Genomic DNA, 12,500 nt, shown 5'->3' with positions numbered 1-12,500 from the left:
CCACATCCTTTTCCACTTAACGTATACTTTGGGACCTTAGCTGGCGGTCTGGGCTGTTTCCCTTTCGACTACGGATCTTATCACTCGCAGTCTGACTCCCAAGGATAAGTCATCGGCATTCGGAGTTTGACTGAATTCGGTAACCCGGTAGGGGCCCCTAGTCCAATCAGTGCTCTACCTCCGAGACTCTTACCTTGAGGCTAGCCCTAAAGCTATTTCGGAGAGAACCAGCTATCTCCAGGTTCGATTGGCATTTCACCCCTACCCACACCTCATCCCCGCACTTTTCAACGTGCGTGGGTTCGGGCCTCCATTCAGTGTTACCTGAACTTCACCCTGGACATGGGTAGATCACCTGGTTTCGGGTCTACGACCACGTACTCATGCGCCCTATTCAGACTCGCTTTCGCTGCGGCTCCGCATCTTCTGCTTAACCTTGCACGGGATCGTAACTCGCCGGTTCATTCTACAAAAGGCACGCCATCACCCGTTAACGGGCTCTGACTACTTGTAGGCACACGGTTTCAGGATCTATTTCACTCCCCTTCCGGGGTGCTTTTCACCTTTCCCTCACGGTACTGGTTCACTATCGGTCACTAGGGAGTATTTAGCCTTGGGAGATGGTCCTCCCGGATTCCGACGGAATTTCACGTGTTCCGCCGTACTCAGGATCCACTCTGGAGAGAACAACATTTCAGTTACAGGGCTGTTACCTTCTTTGGCGGGCCTTTCCAGACCTCTTCGCTTATATCGTTCCTTTGTAACTCCGTATAGAGTGTCCTACAACCCCAAGAGGCAAGCCTCTTGGTTTGGGCTGTTCCCGTTTCGCTCGCCGCTACTCAGGGAATCGCATTTGCTTTCTCTTCCTCCGGGTACTTAGATGTTTCAGTTCCCCGGGTATGCCTTCTCATACTCTATGTATTCAAGTATGGATACTACTCCATTACGAGCAGTGGGTTTCCCCATTCGGAAATCTCCGGATCAAAGCTTGCTTACAGCTCCCCGAAGCATATCGGTGTTCGTCCCGTCCTTCATCGGCTCCTAGTGCCAAGGCATCCACCGTGCGCCCTTTCTAACTTAACCATTTCTTACTTTAGAAAGAATCACTATGTGTGATGAACTTTGCATTGCATTCAATGTGAATGTATTACTTATTGTTATCTAGTTTTCAAAGAACACGTTGGTGGAGCCTAGCGGGATCGAACCGCTGACCTCCTGCGTGCAAGGCAGGCGCTCTCCCAGCTGAGCTAAGGCCCCGATTTAATAGAAGATGGTGGGCCTGAGTGGACTCGAACCACCGACCTCACGCTTATCAGGCGTGCGCTCTAACCAGCTGAGCTACAGGCCCATCTTTCATATCGAAGATATGATGTTGTAGGATCTTTTGCAAGTTCCTTCAAAACTAAACAAGACGAAAAACGTACGCTGCTCCATATATCCTTAGAAAGGAGGTGATCCAGCCGCACCTTCCGATACGGCTACCTTGTTACGACTTCACCCCAATCATCTGCCCCACCTTCGGCGGCTGGCTCCATAAAGGTTACCTCACCGACTTCGGGTGTTGCAAACTCTCGTGGTGTGACGGGCGGTGTGTACAAGGCCCGGGAACGTATTCACCGCGGCATGCTGATCCGCGATTACTAGCGATTCCAGCTTCACGCAGTCGAGTTGCAGACTGCGATCCGAACTGAGAACAGATTTGTGGGATTGGCTAAACCTTGCGGTCTCGCAGCCCTTTGTTCTGTCCATTGTAGCACGTGTGTAGCCCAGGTCATAAGGGGCATGATGATTTGACGTCATCCCCACCTTCCTCCGGTTTGTCACCGGCAGTCACCTTAGAGTGCCCAACTGAATGCTGGCAACTAAGATCAAGGGTTGCGCTCGTTGCGGGACTTAACCCAACATCTCACGACACGAGCTGACGACAACCATGCACCACCTGTCACTCTGTCCCCGAAGGGAAAGCCCTATCTCTAGGGTTGTCAGAGGATGTCAAGACCTGGTAAGGTTCTTCGCGTTGCTTCGAATTAAACCACATGCTCCACCGCTTGTGCGGGCCCCCGTCAATTCCTTTGAGTTTCAGTCTTGCGACCGTACTCCCCAGGCGGAGTGCTTAATGCGTTAGCTGCAGCACTAAGGGGCGGAAACCCCCTAACACTTAGCACTCATCGTTTACGGCGTGGACTACCAGGGTATCTAATCCTGTTCGCTCCCCACGCTTTCGCTCCTCAGCGTCAGTTACAGACCAGAGAGTCGCCTTCGCCACTGGTGTTCCTCCACATCTCTACGCATTTCACCGCTACACGTGGAATTCCACTCTCCTCTTCTGCACTCAAGTTTCCCAGTTTCCAATGACCCTCCCCGGTTGAGCCGGGGGCTTTCACATCAGACTTAAGAAACCGCCTGCGAGCCCTTTACGCCCAATAATTCCGGACAACGCTTGCCACCTACGTATTACCGCGGCTGCTGGCACGTAGTTAGCCGTGGCTTTCTGGTTAGGTACCGTCAAGGTGCAAGCAGTTACTCTTGCACTTGTTCTTCCCTAACAACAGAGCTTTACGATCCGAAAACCTTCATCACTCACGCGGCGTTGCTCCGTCAGACTTTCGTCCATTGCGGAAGATTCCCTACTGCTGCCTCCCGTAGGAGTCTGGGCCGTGTCTCAGTCCCAGTGTGGCCGATCACCCTCTCAGGTCGGCTACGCATCGTCGCCTTGGTGAGCCGTTACCTCACCAACTAGCTAATGCGCCGCGGGTCCATCTGTAAGTGACAGCCGAAACCGTCTTTCATCCTTGAACCATGCGGTTCAAGGAACTATCCGGTATTAGCTCCGGTTTCCCGGAGTTATCCCAGTCTTACAGGCAGGTTACCCACGTGTTACTCACCCGTCCGCCGCTAACATCCGGGAGCAAGCTCCCTTCTGTCCGCTCGACTTGCATGTATTAGGCACGCCGCCAGCGTTCGTCCTGAGCCAGGATCAAACTCTCCGAAAAAGTTCAAAACCGAAGTTTTGCTTTTCGCCAGTTTGACTGACTACCTATGATGTATCATAGGATTTTTTATAAAAACTCGAATTAACAGGTACGTTTTGTCTTGTTTAGTTTTCAAAGAACTTGTTTGTCACTCTCTCAAAGCGACCACTTAAATATATCATATATCTCTATCAATAGTCAACATTTTTCTTGAAAAACATTTTATTTTTTTAAGAAGTTTTTGTTATGAAAGAGATAAAAAATAGAGCCTCTTTTTGCTCCTTTGAAAGATTAACACATATCTATGAAAAAAGCATTATAAACTTCAAAAAAAATCATGTTTTTTCAAAAAAAAATAAAGCCGGTGAAAAACCGGCTTTATCTTTACTCAGATTGCTCTTGATCTGACTCTACATTTTCTACGTTTTCTTCACTATTCTCTTCATCGTCTTCTGGTGATTGTTCTACTAATGCCACTGTAGCGACATGTTCATCATCACCTAGACGGATCAGGCGGACACCTTGAGTGACTCGGCCTGTTGTGGAGATATCTGAAACGGCCATACGGATGATGACACCACTACCTGTAATAATCATCAAGTCTTCTTCAGCTTCAGCGTTAGTCGCCTTCACTGCAACAAGCGGACCGTTGTTGTCAGTGATCTTGCATGTTTTCAGACCTTTACCACCACGGCTTTGGACACGATATTCTTTTTCAGGCGTTAATTTACCATAACCTTTTTCAGTTACGATCAATACGTTTGCATCTGGCTCAAGGATTTCCATTCCAACGACGATGTCATCCTCAGAAAGTGTGATCCCTTTAACTCCAGCTGCTGTACGTCCCATTTCACGAACATCTGTCTCGTCGAAACGAATGAGCATTCCTTTTTTCGTTCCGATGATAATTTGTTTTTCACCATTGGTTAAACGAACAGCCATCAATTCATCTTCATCACGTAGGCTGAGTGCAATCAAACCGTTGTTACGGATGTTTGCAAATTGAGACAATGACGTTCGTTTCGATACACCGTGTCTTGTTGTAAAGAAGAGATACGAATCTTCATCAAATTCGCTGACTGGAATAATGGCGTTTATCCACTCTCCCTTTTCTACTTCAAGAAGGTTAATAATCGGAATCCCTTTTGCTGTTCGTCCGAATTCAGGGATCTCATAGCCCTTCGCTCGATAAACCTTCCCTTTATTAGAGAAGAAGAGAATCGTATCGTGCGTCGATGTTGAGATCAGCTGTTCAACGAAATCATCTTCGTTGGTTCCCATTCCTTGTACACCTTTACCGCCTCTTTTTTGACTGCGGTATGTTGATGCAGGCAGGCGCTTAATATAACCATTATGAGTCAGTGTGATCACAATATTTTCAACAGGAATCAAATCTTCGTCTTCGATTGTTTCTATACCCGCTGTCACAATTTCTGTGCGGCGCGTATCATTGAAGCGTTCTTTGATTTCTGTTAATTCTTCTCTAATGATTTCTAGAACTTTCTCATTGTCTGCTAGAATGGCTTTCAATTCAGCAATCAATTCAACAAGCCCTTTGTATTCATCTTCTATTTTCTCTCTTTCTAAACCAGTCAAACGCTGGAGTCGCATATCGAGAATGGCCTGTGCTTGTTTTTCAGACAAGCTATAGTTTTCCATCAAACCATTTCTTGCAATTTCAGCAGTTTGAGAGCCTCTAATTAAGGCAATGACCTCATCTAAGTGATCAAGCGCAATTCTTAAGCCTTCTAAAATATGAGCTCTTGCTTCTGCTTTACGCAATTCATACGCCGTTCTTCGACGAATGATCACTTTCTGATGCTCAAGGTAATATTCGAGACATTGTTTGAGAGACAACACTTTCGGCTGTCCATCAACAAGTGCAAGCAAGTTAATACCGAAAGACGTTTGAAGTGTCGTTTGTTTATAAAGATTGTTTAATAGAACATGGACGTTTGCGTCTCTTCGTAGTTCAATGACGATTCTCATTCCATTACGGTCAGATTCATCACGAAGATCTGTAATGCCATCAATCTTTTTATCACGGACAAGATCAGCGATTTTTTCGATCAAACGAGCTTTGTTAACCTGGTAAGGAATCTCATTGATGATAATGCGCTGCTTACCACTAGATGTTTCTTCGATATTTGACTTTGCACGTAATGTAATAGAGCCGCGTCCTGTTTCATACGCTTTACGAATACCGCTTCGGCCAATGATTTGTCCCGCAGTTGGGAAGTCTGGACCTGGAATGATGTCCATTAGTTCCTGTGTCGTCATTTCAGGATTTTGACTAATTGCCAATACCCCATCAATCACTTCACCCAGTTGGTGAGGCGGGATATTCGTTGCCATCCCTACAGCAATTCCAGTTGCCCCGTTCACTAATAAGTTCGGGAACCTAGCAGGCATAACGACTGGCTCTCTTTCGCTGCCATCGTAGTTATCTTGATAATCAATGGTGTCCTTTGTGATATCACGCAGGATCTCCATCGAAATTTTAGAAAGACGTGCCTCGGTATAACGCATGGCTGCTGCACCGTCTCCATCGACAGAACCAAAGTTCCCGTGCCCTTCAACCAGCATATTACGATAGTTGAAATCTTGCGCCATCCGAACCATCGCTTCATATACAGCGCTATCACCGTGAGGGTGGTACTTACCGATAACTTCCCCAACGATACGAGCAGATTTCTTAAATGGTTTATCACTTGTCATACCTAGGTCATTCATCGCATACAAAATTCTTCGATGCACGGGCTTCAATCCGTCTCGCACATCTGGTAATGCACGCGAAACAATAACACTCATTGCATAATCTAAAAAGGACGTACGCATTTCATGGCTAATATTCACTTCGCGTACATTTGGTGTATGTTGTTCACTCACTATAAGAACCTCCCTTTACGTATCACATGAAATAAATTATGTGGGAGTAAAATATGTATTTATCTTCACAAGACTATTCTCCATTATATCAATAATCTTGCCTTTATACACATTTATTTACTAGAAAATCAACGAAACGCAGAAAACCAGGACATTCGTTTCACGCCCCTGTTTCTTGAAAAACAACCTTATTCCAAACAAGAAATAAGGTTGCTCTCAAGGGGGATACCTATCTAAATATCAAGATTTTTTACGTATTGTGCATTTTCTTCGATAAAGTTACGTCTCGGCTCTACTTTATCTCCCATTAGCATTTCAAAAGTCTCATCAGCATCGATTGCATCCTCAAGTGTAACTTGAAGAAGTGTTCTCGCATCAGGATCCATTGTTGTTTCCCAAAGCTGAGTAGCATTCATCTCTCCAAGACCTTTATAACGCTGAAGTCCAGGTTTCGGTGTTTGAGGCAGCGTTTTTAACAGTTCATCTAGCTGTTTATCGTTATACACGTATTCAACACGTTTTCCTTGCTGTACTTTATATAAAGGCGGCTGTGCAATATACACATAACCGTTTTCAATGATTTCACGCATGTAGCGATAGAAGAATGTTAGGAGTAGCGTCCGTATATGCGCTCCATCAACATCAGCATCAGTCATGATCACAATTTTGTGATAACGTGCTTTCTCTAAAGTGAAGTCTTCTCCGATTCCAGTCCCTAGCGCTGTAATCATTGAACGAACCTCGTTGTTAGATAAAATTTTATCTAGTCGGGCTTTTTCAACGTTTAGGATCTTCCCTCTTAACGGTAAGATCGCTTGGAAATGTCGATCACGACCTTGCTTAGCAGATCCGCCCGCAGAATCTCCCTCTACGATATAAAGCTCAGAGATGGAAGGATCTTTAGAAGAACAGTCTGCCAGTTTCCCAGGCAAGCTAGAGACTTCCAGTGCACTTTTACGTCTTGTCAGCTCACGTGCCTTTTTGGCAGCCATTCTTGCACGAGCTGCCATCACACCTTTCTCCACAATTTTCTTTGCAGCATCAGGGTTCTCTAAGAGGAATTTCTCAAGTGCTTCGGAGAAGAGGGAGTCGGTAATGGTTCTTGCTTCTGAGTTACCGAGCTTTGTCTTCGTTTGTCCTTCGAATTGAGGGTCTGGATGTTTGATAGAGATAATGGCTGTCAAGCCTTCTCGTACATCTTCTCCGCTCAAATTCGAGTCACCATCTTTGAATACGCCATTTTTACGAGCATAATCATTGATGACACGCGTCAGACCGGTTTTAAAGCCAGCTTCGTGTGATCCGCCTTCATATGTGTTGATGTTATTGGCGAAAGAATAAATATTGCTTGTATAGGAATCGTTGTATTGCAGTGCAACTTCAACGGTGATTCCGTCTTTTTCACCCTCGATGTAAACTGGTTCTTCATGAACGACTTCCTTCGAGCGATTCAAATGTTCTACATAGCTCTTAATACCGCCTTCATAGCAGTATTCGTTTCTTCGCTCTTTGCCTTCACGTAAGTCTTCAATGATGATGTTGACGCCTTTTGTTAAGAAAGCTAACTCACGTACACGGTTAGCAAGTGTGTCGTAATCAAATTCAATGGTTTCAGTGAAAATTTCTGGATCTGGCACAAAATGAGTCGTTGTCCCTGTTACATCTGTTTCACCAATGACCTCTAAATCTCCAACTGGAACGCCGCGTTTGAATTGTTGATAATGAATTTTTCCATCACGGTATACGGTCACGTCCAAGGTCGTAGATAACGCATTAACAACAGATGCCCCTACACCATGCAGACCGCCAGATACTTTATAACCGCTGCCGTCAAATTTACCACCAGCGTGAAGAACCGTCATAATCACTTCTACAGCAGGACGCCCCATTTTTTCGTGAATCCCAACAGGAATTCCGCGGCCGTTATCTTTCACTGTGATGCTATTATCTTTTTCAATTTGCACTGTAATGTCTGTACAATAACCAGCTAAAGCCTCATCAATACTGTTGTCGACAATTTCCCATACAAGATGGTGAAGTCCTTTTGCACTGGTTGACCCAATGTACATTCCTGGACGTTTTCTAACCGCTTCTAGTCCTTCGAGCACCTGTATCTGATTTTCATCATAACTATTATGTTGCTGTTCCATTGCCACGTACATTCACCTACACTTTTCTTAAACGATATATTTATATGAATTGAGCTTTTAGACTTCAATTTCAATCACAAATGAAGCACGTTTTTTGAGCGTGCTTGAGGAAAGAGGAGAGTAATACACGGATTCAGTTGTGACGACGATGGATTTGGGTGTCCCATGAGACAATGAAATGATTTGTTCTTCTTGTTTTTGAAGAAATTCCTCTACAACAGAAGATGACCTCATTTTGTAATCAACAATTGCGACAATCTCTCGTGTAGAAACAACACAATCATCACCTAAATGAATATACAAGACTCACACCTCATTTATCAGTCAATTACTTTTCCACTGGCTACTCTGAAAATTTCCGCTTCTTTCAGGGTGGCGTGATCGATGCCTTCAACACTCGTAGTGGTGACAAAGGTCTGTACACGTCCCTGAATGGTATGGAGCAAATGAGACTGTCTGTAATCATCAAGTTCAGATAAAACATCATCGAGTAGAAGAATTGGGTATTCACCGATTTCTTCATGAATCAGATCAATTTCTGCCAGCTTTAGTGAAAGAGCTGTTGTTCTTTGCTGCCCTTGAGAGCCATATGTCTGAACATCCCGACCATTCACAAAGAAAAGAAGATCATCTCTGTGAGGCCCCCATAGCGTCACCCCTCGGTCTATTTCTCTGTCTCTTAGTTTCTGAAACGATTCTTCATAGCTATTTTTTATTTTCGACAAGTCTGACGCTTCTGATACCTCTATGGCCGTCTGGTATTGGAGCGTGAGCGTTTCCAGCTCTCTTGAAATCCCAAAATGCAGCGGCTGCGCCCATTTTTCGAGCTGTTTCGTAAAAGTCAGTCGTCTTTTGACAACCTTCGCTGCCGCATCAATCAACTGCTCTGTTAAAATCTCCAGCATCGTTTGATCCGTTTGCTTTCTTGTTTGCAATTGTTTCAAGTAATGATTTCGCTGAGTGAGGATTTTTTGATAGAGCGATAAATCATGCAAGTAGACAGCAGACACTTGTCCAATCTCCATGTCGAGGAATCTTCTGCGGATTTGCGGGCTACCTTTCACAAGGCTGAGATCCTCTGGTGCAAACATGATGGTGTTCAAGGCACCAACATAATGACTGAGTTTCTGTTGTTCAATGTGATTGACCTTGCCCTTTTTTCCTTTTTTTGAGATCACGAGCTGCATGGGGAGTGGACCATTTTTTTTGATGACTCTACCTTCTATTTTAGCATAGTCTTCGTCCCATCGGATAAGTTCTTTATCATTTGACGTACGATGAGACTTTGCCATCGACAATACATAGATCGCTTCCATCAGGTTCGTTTTACCTTGGGCGTTCTCACCAATCATCACATTCACCTTATTGTCGAATTGAAGCTCGGTGTGTTCATAGTTTCGGTATGAAGTTAACGCCAGACTTTGAATGTACATGTATTGTCACCCGTTTCTAATTCACAACTTGAAATGTGCCGTGACCTTCTATCTCGACAACATCACCTGGGTATAATTTGCGTCCCCGTCTATTATCTGGCTCTTGATTGATGAACACCTCATGTTCACTTAAAAACCACTTCGCCATTCCACCAGATTGAATGACTTCGGCTAATTTCAAAAACTGCCCTAATGTAATCATTTCTGTTTCAATCGTTATCAGATTAGGCATTGTATCGACCTCTTTCAATATCACTAATATCTAATTGTACTAAAAAACAAGACAAGAAGGAAAGGGGGAAAGCGAACTGGGATGAAAGAAAACAGAGGAAACGAGGAAAAAAGCTGCTGTGCGCTCACACAGCAGCCATTTTAGACCAAATTAATACGTTCTAACTGGAAGAATCAATTGCAAAATGGAATCATCATTTGGCGTGTGTAATAGGAATGGTCTCATTGCGCCAGTGAAACTGACATGAATCTCTGTTCCCTCTAATACTTTTAAAGCATCAAGCATATATTTCGGACTGAAAGAGATTTTGAGATCCTCCCCTTTAATGTCATCTGCTTGCACCGTTTCAACTACTTTACCGATTTCAGGCGAATTAGAAGAAATTTCAAGGCTTTGCGCAGGATCAGCAGAAAGCTTCACAACGTTGTTACGCCCTTCTCTTGCTAAAAGTGACGCGCGATCAATCGCTTGAAGGAATTCTTTCGTATTCACCACTACATCCGTTTTACTTTCTTGCGGAATGAGGCGAGCTGTATCTGGGTAATTACCATCCAGCAATCTTGAGAAGAACAGCACGTTCTGTGCTTTAAAGAGAACCTGTGTCTCCGTAATGACGATGCTCACAAGATCTTGTCCATCATCAAGAATTTTACTTAGCTCTGTTAAACTCTTTCCAGGAATGACCACATTGTACGAGCTTTCCTCGTTAATATCCAACTTCGCTTTTCTTAAAGCCAGGCGATGGCTATCCGTTGCTGTGCATATTAATTCACCTTTTTCAACCTTCCAGTTTACACCTGTCAAGATAGGACGTGTTTCTGAGGTGGACACTGCGAAAACCGTTTGACGGATAAGGTTTTTAAGCAAATCTGTTGGAATTTGAAAAGCATGATGCTCTTCAATTTGTGGCAGATGCGGATATTCTTCAGCATCTAAGCCGTTTAAATTAAATTCTGCTGAACCAGAGCGGATGATGGTTAGATGATTTTGTTCTACCTCAATTTCGACAGTAGACATAGGCAGTTTCTTAACGATTTCGCTAAAGAAGCGGGCTTGCAGCACAATACTTCCTGGTCGATCAATTGTAATGACTTCTAAATCTCCATCTCTTTGAGGAATAAAAGATTCGATTGAGATATCAGAATCGCTCCCTGTGAGAGAAACCCCTTCGTCAGATGCAACAATTTTAATCCCTGTCAAAATAGGAATCGTTGTTCTAGAGGATACGGCCTTTAATACATCTTGGACACTTTCAACAAGACGATCTTTTTGAATCGTGAATTTCATAGTGGTCCTCCTAATTTTTCTTAATGACATGTATATATATTTATTTAATAAAAATCGTAGAAGTACTAGTAGGGCCTGTGAATATGTGGATAAGTCAGTAGAAAGAAAGGAAAGACAGCCTATCCACATGTGGACAGACTGTGTATGACTATGCTCTAGTTATTCACATTTTCCCGTACTTATCTTATCAGCTTGATTATTTTAGTTGTTCTTTGATCTCTTTGACATGCTGCTGAAGCTGTTCATCTTCAACGATTAATTTTGAAATTTTCTCATGAGCATGAATGACGGTCGTATGATCTCGTCCACCAAATTCTTCTCCGATTTTAGGTAGAGAGGAATCTGTCATTTCTCTAGAGAGATACATCGCAATTTGTCTTGGATAAGCAACTGATTTCGTACGTTTCTTCGCTTTGAAATCTTCTAATCGAATATTAAATTGCTGCCCTACAATTCTTTGAATATCTTTAATTGTAATCACCTTAGGTTTTGATGAAGGAATGATGTCCTTTAGGGCTTCAGCTGCTAGATCAGCATTGATGTCTTTATTAATTAAAGAAGAGTAAGCAACGACACGAATCAAAGCACCTTCCAGTTCCCGAATGTTGCTGTCGATTTGATTGGCAATATAAAGCATGACTTCATTCGGAATGTCTAAACCTTCTGCTTTTGCTTTTTTACGTAAGATCGCAATACGCGTTTCTAGATCTGGCGGGGTAATGTCTGTAATTAAGCCCCATTCGAATCGAGAGCGTAATCTGTCTTCAAGTGTCGGAATTTCCTTTGGCGGCCGGTCACTAGAAATGACGATTTGCTTACTTTCTTCGTGAAGTGTGTTGAATGTATGGAAAAACTCTTCTTGTGTTTGTTCTTTTCCTGCTAAAAATTGAATATCATCTATCAAAAGCACATCTACATTCCGATAGCGATTACGGAAATCGACTGCTTTGTTGTCTCGGATTGAGTTGATAAATTCATTTGTAAATTTTTCAGATGATAGATAGACCACTTTGGCTGATGGATTATGGTCGATGACGTAATGACCGATCGCATGCATTAAGTGAGTCTTTCCTAAACCAACGCCCCCATAAATAAAAAGCGGGTTATATGCTTTTGCTGGTGCTTCTGCGACTGCAAGTGAAGCGGCATGAGCAAAACGGTTGCCTGAACCAATAACAAAAGTATCAAATGTATATTTTGGATTCAGCATATTTTGTGGAATTTCAACGGGTTCTTCTTTCGACATTTTTTTGATTGGAGATTTTGGCATGGCTTCCTCTTCGTCCTGATTTTGAGGAATGATAAATTTGATGCTGAGCTCTTCGCCTGTCAGTTCATAGATGGTATCTGCAATTAAGTGAAGGTATCTTGACTCGAGCCAGTCTCTTGCAAATTCATTAGGTGCAGTAATAGTCAGCGTATCTCCTTGAAGAGAATGGGCTTTAGTGGACTTCATCCATGTTTCAAAACTAGGTTTGCTCAATTTTGTCTCTATTTTTTGAAGTGCTTTATTCCACAGATCCAAAATATTTTCCAT

General features: G+C 43.4%; 7 protein-coding genes, 2 tRNA genes and 2 rRNA genes (1 of these 11 running past the window's edge). All 11 read right to left on the bottom strand.

The genetic code is table 11. The features are described 5' to 3' along the window. Positions 1 to 1,083 (bottom strand): 23S ribosomal RNA (locus NST15_RS00055) (it extends 1,848 nt beyond the left edge of the window). Between the two features lie 98 nt (positions 1,084 to 1,181). Further along, positions 1,182 to 1,257 (bottom strand) — tRNA-Ala (locus tag NST15_RS00050). Between the two features lie 14 nt (positions 1,258 to 1,271). Further along, positions 1,272 to 1,348: transfer RNA gene (locus NST15_RS00045), tRNA-Ile, on the bottom strand. 96 nt (positions 1,349 to 1,444) lie between these two features. Further along, positions 1,445 to 2,993, bottom strand: a 16S ribosomal RNA gene (locus tag NST15_RS00040). The 16S and 23S rRNA genes sit together here with 2 tRNA genes alongside, the layout of an rRNA operon. Positions 2,994 to 3,356: 363 nt before the next feature. Continuing rightward, complete coding sequence (gene gyrA / locus NST15_RS00035; protein WP_017359864.1) at positions 3,357 to 5,861, bottom strand: DNA gyrase subunit A; 2,505 nt, start codon at positions 5,859 to 5,861, stop codon at positions 3,357 to 3,359. Between the two features lie 233 nt (positions 5,862 to 6,094). Then, positions 6,095 to 8,011 carry a DNA topoisomerase (ATP-hydrolyzing) subunit B gene (gene gyrB, locus NST15_RS00030; RefSeq protein WP_026050185.1) on the bottom strand — a complete coding sequence of 639 codons (1,917 nt, stop codon included), beginning with the start codon at positions 8,009 to 8,011 and terminating at the stop codon, positions 6,095 to 6,097. Positions 8,012 to 8,068: 57 nt separating this feature from the next. Further along, the gene (locus NST15_RS00025; RefSeq protein ID WP_008347601.1) at positions 8,069 to 8,314 is read right to left on the bottom strand and encodes an extracellular matrix/biofilm biosynthesis regulator RemA family protein; all 246 of its coding nucleotides are present in this window, start codon (positions 8,312 to 8,314) and stop codon (positions 8,069 to 8,071) included. Positions 8,315 to 8,331: 17 nt separating this feature from the next. Further along, on the bottom strand, positions 8,332 to 9,444 hold the full coding sequence (gene recF, locus NST15_RS00020; protein WP_017368464.1) for a DNA replication/repair protein RecF: 1,113 nt from the start codon (positions 9,442 to 9,444) through the stop codon (positions 8,332 to 8,334). A 16-nt stretch (positions 9,445 to 9,460) separates the two neighbouring features. Further along, a complete protein-coding gene (yaaA, locus tag NST15_RS00015; RefSeq protein ID WP_008347598.1) occupies positions 9,461 to 9,676 on the bottom strand; it encodes a S4 domain-containing protein YaaA in 216 nt (71 codons plus the stop codon). Between the two features lie 150 nt (positions 9,677 to 9,826). Next, a complete protein-coding gene (gene dnaN, locus NST15_RS00010; protein ID WP_342498751.1) occupies positions 9,827 to 10,963 on the bottom strand; it encodes a DNA polymerase III subunit beta in 1,137 nt (378 codons plus the stop codon). A 196-nt stretch (positions 10,964 to 11,159) separates the two neighbouring features. Further along, positions 11,160 to 12,500 (bottom strand): chromosomal replication initiator protein DnaA, encoded by a 1,341-nt coding sequence (gene dnaA / locus NST15_RS00005; protein ID WP_008347594.1) that lies wholly within the window; start codon positions 12,498 to 12,500, stop codon positions 11,160 to 11,162.

Source organism: Bacillus sp. FSL R5-0820 (assembly GCF_038593385.1).
GTDB lineage: Bacteria > Bacillota > Bacilli > Bacillales > Bacillaceae > Bacillus > Bacillus altitudinis.
The sequence above is the reverse complement of the archived record's forward strand: the minus strand, read 5'-3'. Positions and strand labels throughout refer to the sequence as shown.